Origin of the sequence: Anaeromicropila herbilytica, assembly GCF_016591975.1 — a bacterium.
Taxonomy (GTDB): Bacteria; Bacillota; Clostridia; order Lachnospirales; family Lachnospiraceae; genus Anaeromicropila; species Anaeromicropila herbilytica.
This window is the reverse complement of the sequence record NZ_AP024169.1, coordinates 1,036,266-1,053,884: the sequence shown is the minus strand read 5'-3', so window position 1 is coordinate 1,053,884 and position 17,619 is coordinate 1,036,266. Positions and strand designations below refer to the sequence as shown.

The window sequence follows — 17,619 nt, the reverse complement described above, 5'->3', positions numbered from 1 at the left end:
TGTTATCTCCAGCTAATTATGTAGTGAGATACGTAGCAGATAGGAGGCTCTATGTATACTGAATTATCTCGTGACTATGAAAAAGTAGTTACCATCGATAACCCGATCTATCAATCATTTCAAGGTAGATACTTTCTTGGTCAATCTGAATTAATAACCTTTGGGCATGATACTTATGCTTTTGGTTCTTTATATAATCCGATACATTCTGGTGTAAATTTGTTTATCAGTGTCTCTACTATTACAAATACATCAAAAATTGCATTTAAATCACGTCCTTATATGAATGCTAGAATACCAAGTGGTGGTAGTATTGTAGAAAATATTACTCCAGCTAACCTAGTAACAATTCCACAGCCAGTATCTAAAATCAAATTTATTACAGGACAATTTAAAGAACCAATTCAAGGTGGAGTAAAAGCTTACACAAGAATGATTCCCGCAGAATCTACTCTAGCGAACGAAAAAGATGGTAAGTTTGTCATTCCTCCTGGTAGCAATTTTATGCTCGTTTTAGTTCCACCTACTGATACTGATATCCAAGCTGATATTGCTTATGGATTTTGGACTGAAAAATATACTTGTAAACTATAGTTCTACTTAATAAAAAAACCTCTAGATTGTATTCTCATACAATCTAGAGGTTAACCTTATTATTAATTATACTTGCTCATCAAGAGCGATTCCTTTAATATCTTCTAATAACATTTTGTTATTCTTTACAACATATTTCATTTCTGTTTGTAGTTGCTGTAGTGTGTTATCTATATTTTGTATTTGATTTGGATCGTTAGCGGGATTATTATTCTTTACTGCATTATTATTTACTAGATTATTATCTTCTTGATGAGGCACATTAGGCTTTTGTATTGTTTTATCGTTACTAGCCTCTGCTGTCTTTCCTTTTTCATCTTTGACATCATCTTTCTTATTAGCTGTATCGTCCTTTTTATCCTTATCTTTATCATCTTTGTTCTTAATCTTGTCATCAAGCTTATCTTTTGCTTCTTTATAAAGATCTCCGAGTATTTCTTTGTTAACTTTATCTATAATATCTGCTGCTTCTTTTTGGCAATCAAGCATCTCATGAGTCTTAAGACGCCCAAGTTTGATCGCTTCAATTGATTTTCCCTCATTAGCTCTTTCATTGAGTGCATCATCTGCTCGCTTCTGCCATATTTGCTGCATTGCATCATACTCAATTGCATTTTTTTGATACTCAGTAAGTGGCCCCATCTGTTTTAACTGATTCATTTCATCGTCCGTTAATGTCTGATTGGGATCCATGCTCTTTTCAAGTAGTTCAAGATTTTTCTGTTCAGGACTGTCATCCGCTACTTGATACGCATCTTTTAATTGCTTTTTCAATCCATCTATTTTATCAACTTCATCAAGATTCGCTTTTGCCTCATTCGCTAATTCCGTTCTATGTTTCTCTCTATTTGATAAATTATCATCAATCTTTAATTCTTTTTTATTTTGATCCATAATAGCCTTAAGTGCTGCTTTCTGTGCTCGAACTTTTTTCATGGTGCTATTCTCTTGCTGGCTTATGTTTAAATCACCTGCAAATATAGTTCCACCTTTCACTTGCTTTTTCTTATTATTAGAACTATTTCTTGCTCTTAAGTTATTATGACTTTCACTATTACTTATATAGATGTTAGAAGTGTCTTGATTTTGTGTATTTCCAATTTTCATGTTTTACCCTCCCTTGTTATCACATGACCATTTAATCTCATTCATCCATGATAATACTATATTATACCAATTTAACATTATTTTCAATATGACAATTTTCTACTTCCTTTTCCAAAAAAATATACCTCTCTATTAAGTTAAATAAAACACTTGTATTATATTGGTTATCTTTGGTATTATATATGTGTATTTATGTAAATAACAATAAGTGAGGCAGGTAAAATGAAAAAGAAAAATAAGAATATTTTAAACCGTAAAATAATACTTAATACTATTGTTATAGTTGCTTCTTTATCAATAATTCTTCTATTAGTATGGATTACCGTAGGCAAATCCAATGAGAATTCCAAAAGTATCACAGCAAGTGATACCTCTGCTTCCTTAAGTCCTACAGTAAGAAAAGCGCAACCTCAAAATGAATCTTCAAAAGAAACAGATAAAAATTTAACAAAAAAAGAATCACCAACTCAAAATCCAACAGAAGTTACCAACTACTATGATGGTTTATACAAAGTTGGAACCGATATTCCAGCCGGTGAGTATGTAATAATCTCTAGTGATGGTGCTAATGCTCATATGATACTAAGTAAAACTGCAAGTGACAGCATGGGCGATATTATCTTAGATGAAACTTTTAGTAACAATACCATAGCTACAATAGAAGACGGAACTTTTCTTACATTAAAAGGTGCTTATGCCAGACCAATAAGTGAAAATATCGAACTTGATACAACAAAAGATGGTATGTACAAGGTAGGGCTTCATATTCCAGCAGGTAAATATACTTTAATTAATAATGGGAATGTGGAAGGCTATGCTTACGTTGAGATTACGAAGGACAGCTTACATAACACTGACTCTATTCTATCAACCTATACCATTGATAAAGATCTTGAAGTAACGCTAGAGGAAGGACAATATATTAAACTAATCGGAGCCAGAATTAAATAAAATAAAAAAGTCCCTAGCTTATTCTGAGGTCACTGAAAAAGTCCCTTTCAAAAAGTATAATGAATATTACTGTATAAATATGCGTGCAGTATTTTTGTTTTAAAGAGTATTAGAAAATCTTAATGAAGAAGGAATCCTTCAATAATCAGAAGGAGTGCTGTCTGAGCGTTTTCCAGCGAGTTCACTCCATCTGATTATGTTTGAAGGATTCCTTCTTCATTTAGATTTTCTTATACTTCTTTAACGAAAAACAGCACGCATATTTATACAGTGATATTCAAGAGTAAACTACAATAAGGGACTTTTTCATGTTAGCGCCTATCCAAAGATCTCTTTTAATTCAATACGACTATTTTCATCTGCTAATGCTAAGATATCATCATCTACCAATATCTGTGTATCACCTTTTGGAATCAATGTAGAATCTTCTCGCGTTATTGCAATCAATACGGTCTTCTTTGGAATCAAGAGGTCTTTCAATAACTTATTTGTTGCTTTCGCATTTTGTTGAACCTTAATTTGAACGATAGAATAATCTCCACGACTTAGTTTTAATAAGGTAAACATATCTTCTAGATTCATTTCTTCTACTGCAAAATGTGCCATTAGCTCCGCTTGATTTACCCCAACATCAACACCCATTCCACTATTGAATAACCAGGTATTCTTAGGATTGTTTACACGTGCAACCACACGTGACACACCAAATTCCATCTTAGCTAGAGTAGATACTACCAGATTAATCTCATCAGCACCAGTTACTGCTGCTACTACATCTGCTGAATCAATACCTGCTGCTTCTAGCATCTCAGGGTCCGAACCATTACCTAATAGAATCGTTCCCTCTGGAAATTCCGTCTCTAATTTATTAAATATATTTTCTCTATGCTCAATTACTTTTATCTCATGACCATTCGAATATAATAAGGATGCAAGATATGCTCCTACCTGACCGCCACCAATAATTATAACTTTCATTCTGATTCCTCCCCCTCTATCCAATTAAATCCATCATGGATTTTAATTTATCCGTTGCAGAAGATATCACTGAAATATATAGAATATCCTCGGCCTCAAGGATTGTACCGCTAGTAGGGATAAATGTCCTATTATTACGACTGATTGCAACAACATGAATCTCTCCAATTGAAATAATCTCGTTAACACTACGACCTACCAACAGAGATGGTACTTCAATTCGTACAAGATTCACATTGCCATTCCCCATTTCGTAAACACTATCTAGTTGATGATAGGATAGAATCTCTGTTGCTCTTTCAATCCCCCAGGTAGTAGTTGATATGGTCTGTATACCAATTCTTCGATAAATATCTGCTTTTCTGGAATCATAGAGTCTTGCAACAACACGTGGCACGCGGTAGATATTTCTAGCAATACGTGCAATAACAGCATTTGCTTCATCACTTGAGGTACAAGATACAACCGCATCCACCTGATCAATTCTAGCCTCAGTTAATACTTCTCTGTCGAATCCGATTCCTACTATTTTGGTTCCATTAAAGTTCTTCCCTAATTTTTCAAACGCGCTTGGATTGGAATCAATCACAGTGATTTGGTGTCCCTTTTTCATTAAGTTAAGCGATAATCCAATTCCCATCCTTCCTAAACCTACTACAATTACCTTCATAATGATCACCCTTCTTTAACTTTAATTGCTTCTTTATTACGAACAATTCGTTTTCTTAGTTCCTCGAGTAATAAGATTAGTGGTGGCCATATACATAAGAATAGCCAATCGGTTAGATCAAGGGCTGCAGTATGAAAAACAGATTGAAGTGGTGGTAAATAAACAAAAAGGAATATCAGCATTATTTCAAATACAATACCAAAGTTAACCCTCTTGTTGCTAAATAAACCAACTTTAAATACTGACTGCTTCTCAGTACGACAATTAAATACAGCACCAATCTGAGTAAATACAATTGCTGCAAGTGCCATTGCTGTAGCTTTTAGATAAATATCGCTTCCATCTCCTGCAAGTGGTACAGATGGCCATCCATTTTGTATGTTAACAAAGAAATAAGATATTGTTGATCCTATTGATCCTAATAATCCATACCATAGAAATGCTTTAATTATTAGCTTTTTATGTAATAAAGGTTGATTTTGCTTCCTTGGTGGTTGGTTCATAATACCCTCTTCTGGTTTCTCTGTTCCTAATCCGAGTGCTGGTAACATATCTGTACCTAGGTCTATGGTAAGAATCTGCATTACCGTTAGTGGCAATGGAATAGCACCTTTCGAGAATAAATAAAGTGCTGATGGAACCGCTTCTGGCATATTAGAGTTCAATATGTATAACATAAATTTCTGTATATTACTATAAACTGCGCGACCTTCTTCAATTGCATGAACAATGGATGCAAAATTATCATCAGTTAATATCATATCTGCTGCTTCTTTGGCCACATCGGTACCAGCAATACCCATCGCAACACCGATATCTGCTTTTTTAAGAGCTGGAGAATCATTTACACCATCTCCAGTAACCGCTACAATCTCACCCATCTCTTGTAGGTTTGTAACAACTCTTAATTTCTGTTCTGGTGCAACACGTGCAAAGATAATCTCATCCTTTAGATACTCTTTTAGCTGCTCATCTGTTAATGCTTCTAGCTCTAATCCTGATACAACTCTTGGATGCTTTCCTTTTACTATTCCAATACGTTTTGCAATACTTTCAGCAGTAAGTCCATAATCACCTGTTATCATTATGATACGAATTCCAGCTCTATGGCATTCTTCTACTGCACTTGCTACTTCTGGTCTTGGAGGATCTGCCATTACAATTAAGCCAACAAAGACTAATTCTTTTTCAATAATCTCAGGAGTATAGGCACTCATATTTTTGGGAACATCATCATTTTTGTGAATCAAACGATAAGCTACTGCAAGTACACGAAGCCCCTTACGAGCATAATTATCATTAGCCTCCATAATCTTATTACGCATTTCCTCTTCCATTGGAATAATGGTTCCATTTACACGAATGGAATCGCTTAGTTTCATAACTTCCTTTGGTGCTCCTTTTACATAAGCAATACGATTCGTACCCTCCATTGGCTTCTCTAATTGGTGAATGGTAGTCATTCTCTTACGACGTGATTCAAATGGTAACTCACGAAGTCTTGGAGTTAATTCACTTTGTTTTTTTACATCTATTCCAGCTTTTTCAGCAACTACACCTAAACAAGCTTCGGTTGGATCTCCTAGTACTGTGTACCTGGCAGATTCTTCACCTGGAGGTAATAACCTTGCATTACTACATAATGCTGCAGCAGATAATAATAATCTTAAATCCTCATCCTCACTTGCCATTACTTTCTTATTGCTCAGCAAAATATCACCTGATGGTGCATATCCAACACCTGATACGCTAAATTGCTTTTCTGCTAACCATAGGTGACTAACAGTCATCTCATTCTGTGTAAGGGTACCAGTCTTATCTGTACATATTACTGTGGTACTACCTAAGGTTTCAACAGAAGATAATTTCTTCACTAAAGCATTTCTCTTAGACATACGTTGTACTGCCATAGCAAGCGCCAATGTTACAGTTGGAAGTAATCCTTCTGGTATAAATGCAACTACCATACCTAATGCAAAGATAAAGGAAGCTGCTACCGATTCTTTCACAAGGAAAGTAGACGCAAAAAAGAAAACAACTCCAAATGATATAGCAATGATAGAAACTTGCTTTGTTACACGATTCAATTCTTTTTGAAGAGGACTATTTTCCTTTTGCATGTTTTGTGTTAAATATGCAATCTTACCAAATTCCGTATGCATTCCTATATCCATGACAACGGCTTTACCATTACCCTCAGCAACACTGGTACCTGCAAAAATGAGATTTGGTATCTCTGCATGCGTTAAATCATCTTTTAGTATCGCATCTTTCGTCTTTCTAACTGGATTCGATTCTCCTGTTAGAGTAGATTGGTCTACTTGAAAATCACTACATTCAATAATTCTGGCATCTGCGGATATCTTGTCGCCTTCTTCTAGTAGAATAATATCTCCAGGAACTAAGTCTTCAGATAATATTTTTTGTTCTTCCCCACTACGAAGAACTCTGGCATAAGAAGGTAACATATTTTTTAAAGCTTCGGTTGCTTTATCCGCACGACTTTCCTGCCAAAAACTAAATACTCCGTTAATGACATTGACTAACCAGATTGCAACACCAAGTTGTGGCATATCAGCCCAAAATGCAACTAGACCACCAACCCATAGTAAAATAGCCATTAAATGAGTAAAATTTGCTAGGAATGTAAGCAGAGCTGACTTTTTCTTAATTGTTTCAATAATATTTTTACCATGTTCTTTTTGCCTTTGCTCTGCTACCTCTTTACTTAACCCACCAGGGGTAGTTCCTAATACTTCATATACTTTGTCTGTTGGTAATTTATAAATATTATCTTTCGTTTTTGACTGTGTACTTTCTCCCACTATTGTCCAAACCTTCTTTCTAAAGATTTAAAAACTTCTGTAACTCCAATCGTAAACTATATTTAACGAATTAAATATATTCTTGGTTTGCTTTGATAATACTATGATTTAATATTTTACCTTTTAGACTCATCTCCTTAACTCTATTGTGTAAAGTATAATACACTTGGTTGTGTGTATTATACACCTACTTACCTAAAAATTCCATATGGTTAATTTCCTATTTTTCTGCTTTTTTCTTGTATCGATCGTGTTATTTCATACTGAGTCTTACTTCTAGAAATTAATAATTTCGTGGTATTGGTTTCTTGACAGATAATAGCATTAGATTTAAAATAGCTAGGGTTTTATGAGTGACTTAATGTTGATTTTACGAAAGGCGAGACATAATTATGAAGAAATCAAATCATATTGCTTATCTTTACTTATTATTAGTTTTTGGTATATGGGGAAGCTTATATGTAGTTAGTAAATTTGTATTAGGAAAAATTCCAACGTTTACGATTCTATTTTTAAGATTTTTAATTGCTAGTATTTCATTATATTTTATCTTAGGAAAGAAAAAACTAAAAAGAGTCGAAAAAGGTGACTATAAATACATTGCTTTAGTTGGAATAGGTGGTTATTTTATATCAGTCAGTGCACAATTAATTGGCACTAAATTATCTAGTGCTTCTTACGCGTCTTTAGTAAACTCTTTAAATCCAGTAGTAATAATGATAATGGCGTCAATTATATTAAAGGAAAAACTAACGCTTAAGAAAATCGGAAGCATTGTTCTTGCATTAATAGGTGTCTATCTGATTATTGGAGGTGGTGGTGCCAATGGACAGATTGTTGGAATTGTCTTTTCAATATTCTCTGTTCTTACTTGGTCCTTGGTTTCTGTCTTTATGCGTAAGGTTACACAAAAATATGACTCCTTACAGATTACTCTATATGGCTTGATTATCGCAGCACTATGCAATCTACCAATCAGTATAAGTGAGATGATAACTTCTAATAGTATACATATTGATATTGAATCAGTCATTGCGCTTCTATATATGAGTATTATATGTACAGGCGTTGCATATGTCCTTTGGAACAAGAGTCTTTCCATATTGGAAGCTGGAACTTGTTCTGCATTTTATCCAGTACAACCTCTTGTCTCCATCCTGCTTGGAATCGTATTTTTAGGAGAAACCATTACAACAAATATCGTGATTGGTGCAATTTTAATTATTGCTGGGGTATTACTTAGTTTGTTAAAAACAAAGTAGCATCAGACTCAAGCAATAACTTATATCTATTGTTTATAAAATATTTAGAAGTTTATAAAATATTTAAAAGTTATCACTTGACGAAAAAAACAAAAAATTGTATAATAAAAATATCAATAATAGTATTCACTATTAATGTTGATACTCCCCCTTCCAAACACACTCTTTCTCCCAAAGAGTGTGTTTCATTTTTATATTCTTTAATCACACATTTACAAATCCTTGTATGATTATCTAAATTAAAAGTCTGATTGACTCCCTATATCTATAGATTTCAACATAGTTATCCACAAAATGTAGATAACTATTAACAAACTTGTGGACAAGACTTTAAAATATAATGTATCGCTAGATATAGATGTTTACATTATTTGTATTAGGAGTTATTATTTATATAAGTTAATTACTCATTTAGAGTGATATTAGTGATTTCATCTGCGATGAATATGCAAGAGGGAGGCTTCAATCATGCGACACAATATCGTAACACCTTTTATTCTTTTTTGCTCCATCTGCTTACTACTAACTGGCTGTACCATCCATAATAAAGCACCATCACAAAGAAAATATGGATTTCAACCACCTATGAAAGAATTATATTGGGGAATGTCATTAGAAGAAATTGAGAAAACTCTTAATATTAAGAATGGGGTAGATGGTGTAACATATGATTACGAAAAGCCAATTACTATAGTTACACTAAAAAATAAAATCAAAGAATTCGGTTATAATGCTACTGTTTCATTAGAAATCTGTGATAAGCCTAGTGAAGACTGGTTTCCCTACAAATCAAGCTATCTTACCTATGTAAGTCTTACCTATAAAAACGTGGATGGTAATAAAATAAAGGATCATATTAACAAATTGTATGGAACTGGTAATGACTGGGTGGATATTAGAAAGACTACCTGTACCACTTGGCTAAGTGGAGATAAGATTAAAGATATTAAGCCAGATGTCAAAAAGAAATTAAAGAATTACTGGGATCTACTTGCCAAACATTTAGACTATCCTAAGAATGGTTCCATATCACCAGTCAAAAAATCGAATGATGCTGTCAATTATATTACCTTGAGATATTCAAAAGAAGGCGCTGGAGTATCCTTCTCTGGTGATACCACAGTTCAGATTAATCAAATTACTCATAAATAAACAAGGGGCTGTTTTAATACCAATGTCTTAAGTTAATCTTGTACATTGATATTGAAACACCCCTTATTCTATTTAACTATAAATATCTATCACATTCTTTGCTGTTCTAATTTTCTCTTTAAATTCATCCGGTGTTAAATAAACTCTTTGATATGATTCATCATAAAATTTTTCAAATCTGTTAATCTCATAATTAATTACATCCGTCAAAGCTTGATTTCTACCAATATTTATAACTCCAAAGGATTCGCATACTGGCTTAATAAGTCTTCTATATTCTTGCGATGCTTTTTTAAAACTATCAATATCAGTATAATCGACATTTTCAAAAGTATCCATTATTTTTCTGGCATACTCTGTATTAGTTGCCGCTTGTGTATTCTTAATAGAATAGAACTTATTGTTCTCATCAATAATCTTATCTTTTAAGTAGTTTGGATTCACTTTTTCTGGTACTGAATTAATAATTTTTTCTACTCTTGCAGATATTGTTGAATTGAGTAGATCTTGTTGTTCTTTATTTAAATTCTGTTCAGCAAAAGTTCTTACTTTACCTTTTGCTATTCCCATATCTCCAAAATTCATATAATCTAGTCCACTTCCGGTAGTAGGAATCATTGATGTTGCATAATCCATTGTCTTTTTAGAGTCCATTAATTCCTTAATGGTAAAATCAACTCCATTCACCGAAAATTTTGTTTTTAGATTTCCTATCTCATTCGAAATTCCAAGTGATTTATTCTCTTGCATTTCAGATACAAGATCACCAACTCCTTTTTCAATAGATACTTCATCATTTTTCACACTACTACTATCACTAAAATCTTTTGTGATATCAGTAATAAAATTTTTAACATAATATTCATAATTACTAACATCCTTACCTTGCGCTTTGGATGAAAATACATCCATATAGTCTCTCGTAAGATTCTCATTATTCATCTTATAATATCCAATTGGCACGCTGAATTCTTTTCCATCCTTACCAATAGATACCTGATGCTTCATGTCCTCCCAAGGTATGTAAGTTATTTTATCCGCTGCTCTGTATTCTTCACTAACACTAGTATTGGTATTCCTTATTGCTTCACTTGAATCAAATCTAACTTGCGACAAGTCTGTTACACTAGTAAGTTTCATCATTCTACCCCCTTCTTCATATTAACATGCTACTACTGCTTTATCCCTAGTCAGTCTATAGTAAAACTTATTAATGCATAGTTAAGGCCATGAATATTTCCAAAATATTCTCTTTATTTCTATATAATATCAATTAACGACAATTTTATCAACCTATTATAAGAATAAATATGCTGCTACTATTGAATCACACAAACAGTGTAACTAGTACTTTTCCCTGTAGCACATTATAAAAAGCGCCCAACACACGTTAGGCGCTTTTTATTATAGAAATATAATTAAGAATATTCGACGCTATATAATAAACTCAGATTACTATTTACAATTCTTTGCTGAATCGAATTCAGGGTTAAATGCATAGAAGTTTCTTGAATCCAATTTATCTTGCGCAACGCGTAGAGCTTCACCAAATCGTACACTTGGAAGCATATTTTACTAATACTAAAAATTCCATGTAATATCTATATTGTCATCTTCTATGTATATTATCTTAATTAATGAATCTACAACAATCCTCTTATCTTCAAAGGTTAGTTCTTCCCATTTTTCGATGTGATTTGAAATAGCCTGAACTGAGTTGTCTTCTGAATTAAATGAAAAACTTAAAATTTCTTCCTGTAATCTTTTTCTTTCTTCATCAAGTTTCTCAATTCTTTCATTTATATAACCCATTAATGTATCATTAGCGCCTATTACTTTTTCAAGTAAGGAATTGATTTCATTTTCAACATTAGTAAGTTTAATTTTGTCTTCATTAATTTTGGGATTTAACTCTCCCCTATCTTGTTCAGTTAATACATTAAACTCAGTTAATTTTTGTTTTATAGCTTCAAGCATATATTCTTCCAATAACTTTGCATATACTGTTTTACCAGTTCCATTGCAATTTTTCAAAGTTGCTTTACCACTACAAACAAAGTATCTTTCCCACTTAGTATTCGACTTCTTAATAGTTAATGCATAGCCACATTTTCCACATTTCACTTTACCAACAAGCCATGAGTTCTTAGCCTTACTATCGATTGTAGCTTGTCTGTTTTGTAAAAATCTCATTCTACATTTTAGCCATACATTTGAAGAAACAACACCTTCATGAGGTGCTAACACTAGTTCTTTATTAGTTAAATCACACTGCTTTCTAGTCGAGGAGATTGTTCCCTTGTACAAATAACAGCCATTATATCCAGTAAAATCTGAGATGTTATTATAAATATTAGTTCCTTGACTTTTAAAAAAAGTATATACATCAGCATCAGCTCTTACGTAAACAGGGTTGCGTAACATTTCACTTATCCGAGCTGTACACCATGCTGCACCACGCAAATTTTTTATACTATTCTTATTTAAATATCGAAGAATATCTCCTAGTGAATTCTTTTTATCTGAATACATGGCATATAAAAGTTTAATCTGTTCACATTCTTCTGGTATTTGAGCATACTGAGAAGTTTTAATTCCATCAATTACTGTATTTTCAACATTAAATCCATACGGAACTCGTCCCCCCATATAAAAGCCTCTTTTACTTCTTGAATAATATGCATCTATAACTCTCTTTTGTATGGTTTCTCTTTCTAATTGTGCAAACACTATACATATATTAAGCATAGCTCTGCCTATTGGTGTCGAAGTATCAAATTTTTCTGTTGTGGATATAAACTCAACTTGATATTTTTGAAACATCTCCATTAAATTAGAAAAATCTAATATTGATCTGCTTATTCGGTCAAGCTTATAGACCACAACTTTAGAAATTTTTCCTTGCTCAATATCTATAATCATTTCTTCAAAAGCTGGTCGATTCGTATTTTTACCGCTATACCCTCTATCAATATATTCTTTATATTGATCACCATGGGTTTCATATTTGCAATATTCAATTTGACTTTCTACTGATATACTATCTTTTTTCTCAATTGATTGTCTAGCATAAAGTGCATACATTATTTACACCTCCATATGTATGCATAAAAAGAGTACTGCACCATAAATTATAGCAGTCATTTTCTCTTTTTGCAATTAATTACAATATTTTTTAAAGACTTTAAATAGTTCACTCTCAATTTTTTCTTTTGCTCTATCCGTTGATCTTGGTCTCCGATTAATAACTGTAAATCGAATTGAATGAGCATTTATTTCAGTTTTTTCTACTTGATATGTATCATTCTTTATCATTAAAAATCCTCCTTATTTCCTCTTTATAAAATATGGTGCTTGTTTGTCCAATATGTACTAAGATAACAAAAAAGCTGTTATACATATTAATAACAGCTTTTTTTAGTTAATTTATATGTTTATTAACTTTTAATAAAACATAATGAACTAAAGGATTGAGGGGAGGATAAGATCATTTAGTTTCATTATGTTCTATTAAAAGCTAATAAATTATTTCCTAGCCACTACAATATCTAGAAGTGGCTAGGACTCTATATAAATCATTGCCTTTATATTTTAATAAAGACATGCAAAGTGTTCAAGGAGTCCGGTTATGACATTTTGTCTTTTCTCCATATCACAAGAATTAACTTCTTGGATCTACCCATTCCTATGGATAGCTGTATTTATCATACAGAAGTATCATTATCTCATCTGGTGGTCATCGCGAGTAGGCAACCACTCCTACCTAGATAGAAACCATTAACCGCTTACACCTTTGGTGGTCATCGCGTGGCCTATCACCGCTTAGCCTTTCGGGCACATAGAAGTTAATCCATGTGAAGCGTATATCTTTTACCATTTATTAAAAGAAAATTCACGCTGCTTACAGAATAACTTCACAGCTGAAACGTCAAGAACACTTTTATTTAATTTTCAAGGTTCAATTAAAGATTGTTTTATCAATCTTACGATAAGGCATTAAATTAATGCACTATCGTAAACAGATAAAGTATTTCATTTTGCTCTTTTGGTATCTTTCATAATAACTTGTAAAATATGCTTTTTATCTTGTTCTTCTAGAACTTGTAAGGCTTTAATTATTTCAAATAACTCTGTATTAACTACCATTATTTTTTCTTTCATATGTAATCCTCCATTTTTCTTAACGCCGCCAAGTTATATTTTAACTATGCCAATATTATACTTGACTATGCTAAGTAAGTCAAGGAAATTATGCCTATATTTATTGACTAAGTTTATTTTTTTTGATATCATCAATACGGAAAGGGTGAAAAAAATGAATACAAGATTAAAAGCAATAAGAAAAGAATTAAAGATGAGCCAAGACCAGTTTGGAGCTAGATTAGGTGTCACTGGAGCAGGTATATCAAAACTTGAAAGTGGACAACGAAATTTAACAGACCAAATGATACTATTAATCTGCAAAGAATTTAATATTAATGATACTTGGTTGAGAAACGGAATAGGTGTGATGTTCCTTGAGAAATCATCTGATAATCTTGATAAACTTGCACAGCAATACAATTTAGATGAATTAGATAAAATGATAATTAGCGAATATACTAAACTTGATGAAGTAAGAAGAACAGCGGTAAAAGATTATATTATAGGAATTGCTTATAATTATATTTCAGTCAATAGCAATAACTCATTAGATTCATTAATTACTAATAGAGATCTAAATAATCACTTGTCTGATCATTCAAGCAACAATAAAGAGGCTCAGTAAAAGATACAAATAATACTACATTTTATTTTCAACCTATATTTTAGAAATTATTAATACACATCATATTTACTAGTGTATTAATTTAATGTTAAAGTCATCATGAGGTGAACATATATGAATACTAGAATAAAAGAGTTGCGGAATACTTTATATTTATCTCATGAACAATTTGCTAAAAGCATAAATATTAGTCTTAATAATCTAATACAAATAGAAATAGGGATAATATCAATACCTGAATCTATTGTAGATATTATTTGTAAAAATTATCATGTAAACGAGCAATGGCTTAAACAAGGAATTGGACCAATTTTTGATCCTTCGATAACTATTTATGAGAATTTGAAAAGAAATAAAATAACACCCTTACAAAAGATTATTATTAATGCTATTATAAATCTAGATCCTGATTTACTTAATGAGATAGTTTATAAGTTACATGAAGAATTAAAATTTTTAAAGCAATATTTAGATATACCGGAAAAACAAACAGAATCTATAGCAAATACTCCGAATAAAAAAAAGATAAAAATGTTATTAGCTTAAGTGAGTATATAAATAAGAAAAAGAGAAAAACCTAATTAAAATATCCAGAATGTAGACTATATATCTACATCTGGATATTCTAGTTTTAAGTACTAAATCAAACACTTCAAACTAATCTTTTTAATGTTTGATTTACTTCTATATTTTACTTAATTCTACATTTGAGACTGAGGCATAATTCCGTACATATAGATTAGATATGCGATTATACCTATTACAACAATACCAGCTATTATACTTAATATTTTAATTTTGTTCATGTAAAACCCTCCATATAATATTTACTTTTGTATTACTACATTTATATAATATGAATTTTATATGTAGAAAATATGTAGAATAATATAATAATTTATCAATTTATAGATAAATAGTTCAATATAATTAATTCAATTAACTTTAAATTTATACTAATTTATAATGAATAATTAATAAAAAGCAACTCTGTTTGACAAGCTAAGAGTTGCTTTTTATATATAAATTATTTATTTTTTTTAAATCTTAAAATAAAAGTAGTTCCGACATCTTCAATACTTTCAACTTCAATAGTTGCTGAATGCAATATCATTATTTTTTTTACTATAGTAAGTCCAAGTCCAGTTCCTTCTATTTCATTACGACTTTTATCTCCCCGATATAATCTTTCAAAAACAAATGGGAGATCTTCTTTTTTTATTCCTACACCAGTATCTTTAATGAATATATCAATATAATGATTGTCTTGTTTCATAGAAACTAATATTTTTCCAGAATCTCTATTAAATTTTATAGCATTAGATAATAGATTAATAAATACTCTTTTTAAATCATCTTTGTTCCCTAAGATATCATATATATTTTTTTTAGCCTTAAATTGTATCTCAATATTTTTCTTTTGTGCATGAATCATAAAATCTTTACATGTATTTTCAATAAGAGTATATAAATTAATATTTTCAAAATTGGTCTTTGTCTGTTCTTCTTCAAATTGCTTTAAAACATCTAGATTATTAAGTAATTTTCCAAAACGTATTACTTCTTCATTCAAACTATTTAGTCTTTCTATTGTTGGTGGAAATATTCCATCAATCATTGCTTCTAAATTATTTTGAAATATATTGAGAGGGGTACGTATTTCATGGGATATATCTGAGACTAATCTTTTGCGTAATTCATCCTGATATTCTAACTTCTCTCCTAATATATTTATACTTTTGATAAGACGATTGATTTCTATTACTTTACTTATTGTCTCAACTTTTGCTTTATAGTTCCCTTCTGATAACTGCGCAGAAGTTTCCGATACTGACTTAATTGGATTTGAAAATTGCTTTGAAAAGTAAAAGCTGATTAATATTGATACTATGATAGTTACAAATACACTTATACCAATATAAAAATTAATGGTATTAATAAAATTTTGATCCTCATCTGATATCAAAATAGGTTGATATTGCCCTATCATAAGATACCCAACAACATTATCTTTGTAGTATATTTTAAAAGTAGTAGTTCTATATTCACCTCCTGAACGTTGTGAAGTCATCGTTTTTAATTCTTTAGGATCCATAGCCCAAACTTCTTTTTTATCTTTATCAAGTAAAGTTAAGCAATAATTACTCATATAACCTTCATGTTGAAGTTCTTTTCCTGTATTTGTTGTCCATTTAAGATCAGTACTATATACTTCTTCAAAATATTTTACTAATCGTTCATTTCTCTTTTGTTGATTATTTGATACATAATTTTTAAATGTTTCTGTTATTGCTAAGTTTACAAAAAAAGTCGATGATATAACTGTTATAAAACAACACAAAACAAAAAGATACATCAATCTTCTTCGTATACTATGCATAATTTTCACCACCGAACTTATATCCAAGTTTTGTTACTGTAATTATATATTTAGGATATCTCGTATTTTCTTCAATTTTTTTTCGAATATTCTTAATATGAACATCTATCGTTCTATCAGATCCTTCAAAACCGAAATCAAAAACTTGTTCGATTAACTGTTCGCGGTTTAATACTCGTCCTTTATTTTTTGCTATTGTATATAATATATCAAATTCGTTTGGTGTCATAGCAACTTCTTGACCTTTTAGTGTAACAACTCTTTTATCTGGATCTATCGATAAAAGTCCATCATTTGACAAAATCAAGTTACTTCTACTAGATTCTAATCTGCGAAATAATGCATCCACTCTAGCCGTAAGCTCTCTTGGACTACATGGTTTTGTTATATACTCATCTGCACCTGCATTTAAACCTTCTATCTTATCGGTAAGTGAAACTTTTGCTGTAAGCATAAATATATGAACATCTGATTTTCTCCTTAATATTTTGCAAACTTCCTCACCACTAATATCCGGTAATAATAAGTCTAGAATAACCAGCCTGAAATCTACTTTATTAAATAGTTCAATACCTTTAATACCATTTGTAACACAATAAACCTTATACCCTTCTATTTCTAGATAAGCTTTAACTACTTCTGATACTCTTTCCTCATCTTCTATTATTAAAATATTATTCATATTTGATTAAACCTTCCATAAATTATGACTTACCATTTAACTTTTCTATAAACTCTAGCATTTTATCTGTATCATTTAACACATTAAATAGTATATCACATTTGTAAAAATAAGCACTTTACCATTGAACTTATTTTTATACAGCTATTAGTACTTATCATTTTGAATAATGATTTTTTTCCATATCTCCATTAAATTAATATGTTAAATTACCAAATCCCACTATATAAACCATCCATTATTGGATTTA

At 31.1% G+C, this 17,619-nt stretch carries 16 protein-coding genes and 1 pseudogene; 6 read left to right on the top strand and 11 right to left on the bottom strand.

Annotation, left to right across the window (positions count from 1 at the left end; genetic code table 11):
* The first annotated feature begins 51 nt into the window (after positions 1-51).
* On the top strand, positions 52-594 hold the full coding sequence (locus bsdtb5_RS04545; RefSeq protein WP_271714872.1) for a DUF6143 family protein: 543 nt from the start codon (positions 52-54) through the stop codon (positions 592-594).
* 66 nt (positions 595-660) lie between these two features.
* On the opposite strand, the gene bsdtb5_RS04540 is transcribed toward bsdtb5_RS04545, so the two are convergent.
* On the bottom strand, positions 661-1,701 hold the full coding sequence (locus bsdtb5_RS04540; RefSeq protein WP_271714871.1) for a hypothetical protein: 1,041 nt from the start codon (positions 1,699-1,701) through the stop codon (positions 661-663).
* A 222-nt stretch (positions 1,702-1,923) separates the two neighbouring features.
* Between bsdtb5_RS04540 and bsdtb5_RS04535 the strand changes: the two genes are divergently transcribed.
* Positions 1,924-2,652, top strand: coding sequence for a hypothetical protein (locus bsdtb5_RS04535; RefSeq protein ID WP_271714870.1), 729 nt, complete (start codon positions 1,924-1,926; stop codon positions 2,650-2,652).
* A gap of 318 nt (positions 2,653-2,970) precedes the next feature.
* Here bsdtb5_RS04535 and bsdtb5_RS04530 read toward each other — a convergent pair whose 3' ends face one another.
* From bsdtb5_RS04530 to bsdtb5_RS04520, 3 genes are read right to left on the bottom strand one after another with little or no spacing between them, the layout of a single operon-like run.
* Positions 2,971-3,630: a potassium channel family protein gene (locus bsdtb5_RS04530; protein WP_271714869.1), complete on the bottom strand. Its 660-nt coding sequence runs from the start codon at positions 3,628-3,630 to the stop codon at positions 2,971-2,973.
* Between the two features lie 16 nt (positions 3,631-3,646).
* On the bottom strand, positions 3,647-4,300 hold the full coding sequence (locus tag bsdtb5_RS04525; RefSeq protein ID WP_271714868.1) for a potassium channel family protein: 654 nt from the start codon (positions 4,298-4,300) through the stop codon (positions 3,647-3,649).
* 5 nt (positions 4,301-4,305) lie between these two features.
* Positions 4,306-7,125 carry a cation-translocating P-type ATPase gene (locus tag bsdtb5_RS04520; protein ID WP_271714867.1) on the bottom strand — a complete coding sequence of 940 codons (2,820 nt, stop codon included), beginning with the start codon at positions 7,123-7,125 and terminating at the stop codon, positions 4,306-4,308.
* 392 nt (positions 7,126-7,517) lie between these two features.
* Here bsdtb5_RS04520 and bsdtb5_RS04515 point away from each other — a divergent pair, with 392 nt between their 5' ends.
* Positions 7,518-8,387 carry a DMT family transporter gene (locus bsdtb5_RS04515; RefSeq protein ID WP_271714866.1) on the top strand — a complete coding sequence of 290 codons (870 nt, stop codon included), beginning with the start codon at positions 7,518-7,520 and terminating at the stop codon, positions 8,385-8,387.
* Positions 8,388-8,855: 468 nt separating this feature from the next.
* Entirely contained in the window at positions 8,856-9,539 is a 684-nt protein-coding gene (locus bsdtb5_RS04510) for a hypothetical protein (RefSeq protein WP_271714865.1), read from the top strand.
* 72 nt (positions 9,540-9,611) lie between these two features.
* On the opposite strand, the gene bsdtb5_RS04505 is transcribed toward bsdtb5_RS04510, so the two are convergent.
* The 5 genes and pseudogenes from bsdtb5_RS04505 to bsdtb5_RS04485 form a co-directional block, all read right to left on the bottom strand.
* Positions 9,612-10,682, bottom strand: a complete 1,071-nt coding sequence (locus tag bsdtb5_RS04505; RefSeq protein WP_271714864.1) for a hypothetical protein — start codon at positions 10,680-10,682, stop codon at positions 9,612-9,614.
* Between the two features lie 312 nt (positions 10,683-10,994).
* Positions 10,995-11,093 (bottom strand): annotated as a pseudogene (locus bsdtb5_RS21875) (manganese catalase family protein); the annotation flags it as partial.
* 27 nt (positions 11,094-11,120) lie between these two features.
* Positions 11,121-12,623: a recombinase family protein gene (locus tag bsdtb5_RS04495; RefSeq protein ID WP_271714863.1), complete on the bottom strand. Its 1,503-nt coding sequence runs from the start codon at positions 12,621-12,623 to the stop codon at positions 11,121-11,123.
* Positions 12,624-12,698: 75 nt separating this feature from the next.
* On the bottom strand, positions 12,699-12,854 hold the full coding sequence (locus bsdtb5_RS04490; RefSeq protein WP_271714862.1) for a hypothetical protein: 156 nt from the start codon (positions 12,852-12,854) through the stop codon (positions 12,699-12,701).
* Between the two features lie 717 nt (positions 12,855-13,571).
* Positions 13,572-13,700, bottom strand: a complete 129-nt coding sequence (locus bsdtb5_RS04485) for a hypothetical protein (protein WP_271714861.1) — start codon at positions 13,698-13,700, stop codon at positions 13,572-13,574.
* Between the two features lie 154 nt (positions 13,701-13,854).
* Between bsdtb5_RS04485 and bsdtb5_RS04480 the strand changes: the two genes are divergently transcribed.
* Both bsdtb5_RS04480 and bsdtb5_RS04475 read left to right on the top strand, forming a co-directional pair.
* Positions 13,855-14,307: a helix-turn-helix domain-containing protein gene (locus bsdtb5_RS04480; protein WP_271714860.1), complete on the top strand. Its 453-nt coding sequence runs from the start codon at positions 13,855-13,857 to the stop codon at positions 14,305-14,307.
* Positions 14,308-14,421: 114 nt separating this feature from the next.
* Positions 14,422-14,853 (top strand): helix-turn-helix domain-containing protein, encoded by a 432-nt coding sequence (locus bsdtb5_RS04475; RefSeq protein ID WP_271714859.1) that lies wholly within the window; start codon positions 14,422-14,424, stop codon positions 14,851-14,853.
* 481 nt (positions 14,854-15,334) lie between these two features.
* On the opposite strand, the gene bsdtb5_RS04470 is transcribed toward bsdtb5_RS04475, so the two are convergent.
* Both bsdtb5_RS04470 and bsdtb5_RS04465 read right to left on the bottom strand, forming a co-directional pair.
* Positions 15,335-16,687 carry a sensor histidine kinase gene (locus bsdtb5_RS04470; protein WP_271714858.1) on the bottom strand — a complete coding sequence of 451 codons (1,353 nt, stop codon included), beginning with the start codon at positions 16,685-16,687 and terminating at the stop codon, positions 15,335-15,337.
* On the bottom strand, positions 16,680-17,369 hold the full coding sequence (locus bsdtb5_RS04465; protein WP_271714857.1) for a response regulator transcription factor: 690 nt from the start codon (positions 17,367-17,369) through the stop codon (positions 16,680-16,682). The genes bsdtb5_RS04470 and bsdtb5_RS04465 overlap by 8 nt, the downstream gene beginning before the upstream one ends.
* Between the last annotated feature and the right edge of the window lie 250 nt (positions 17,370-17,619).

Bases quoted from the DNA above. Each gene is read 5' to 3' on its own strand.
- bsdtb5_RS04490 (WP_271714862.1), bottom strand. From the start codon at position 12,854: ATGATAAAGAATGATACATATCAAGTAGAAAAAACTGAAATAAATGCT.
- bsdtb5_RS04475 (WP_271714859.1), top strand. From the start codon at position 14,422: ATGAATACTAGAATAAAAGAGTTGCGGAATACTTTATATTTATCTCAT.
- bsdtb5_RS04495 (WP_271714863.1), bottom strand. From the start codon at position 12,623: ATGTATGCACTTTATGCTAGACAATCAATTGAGAAAAAAGATAGTATA.
- bsdtb5_RS04535 (WP_271714870.1), top strand. From the start codon at position 1,924: ATGAAAAAGAAAAATAAGAATATTTTAAACCGTAAAATAATACTTAAT.
- bsdtb5_RS04525 (WP_271714868.1), bottom strand. From the start codon at position 4,300: ATGAAGGTAATTGTAGTAGGTTTAGGAAGGATGGGAATTGGATTATCG.
- bsdtb5_RS04540 (WP_271714871.1), bottom strand. From the start codon at position 1,701: ATGAAAATTGGAAATACACAAAATCAAGACACTTCTAACATCTATATA.
- bsdtb5_RS04545 (WP_271714872.1), top strand. From the start codon at position 52: ATGTATACTGAATTATCTCGTGACTATGAAAAAGTAGTTACCATCGAT.
- bsdtb5_RS04480 (WP_271714860.1), top strand. From the start codon at position 13,855: ATGAATACAAGATTAAAAGCAATAAGAAAAGAATTAAAGATGAGCCAA.
- bsdtb5_RS04465 (WP_271714857.1), bottom strand. From the start codon at position 17,369: ATGAATAATATTTTAATAATAGAAGATGAGGAAAGAGTATCAGAAGTA.
- bsdtb5_RS04505 (WP_271714864.1), bottom strand. From the start codon at position 10,682: ATGATGAAACTTACTAGTGTAACAGACTTGTCGCAAGTTAGATTTGAT.
- bsdtb5_RS04515 (WP_271714866.1), top strand. From the start codon at position 7,518: ATGAAGAAATCAAATCATATTGCTTATCTTTACTTATTATTAGTTTTT.
- bsdtb5_RS04510 (WP_271714865.1), top strand. From the start codon at position 8,856: ATGCGACACAATATCGTAACACCTTTTATTCTTTTTTGCTCCATCTGC.
- bsdtb5_RS04530 (WP_271714869.1), bottom strand. From the start codon at position 3,630: ATGAAAGTTATAATTATTGGTGGCGGTCAGGTAGGAGCATATCTTGCA.
- bsdtb5_RS04470 (WP_271714858.1), bottom strand. From the start codon at position 16,687: ATGCATAGTATACGAAGAAGATTGATGTATCTTTTTGTTTTGTGTTGT.
- bsdtb5_RS04485 (WP_271714861.1), bottom strand. From the start codon at position 13,700: ATGAAAGAAAAAATAATGGTAGTTAATACAGAGTTATTTGAAATAATT.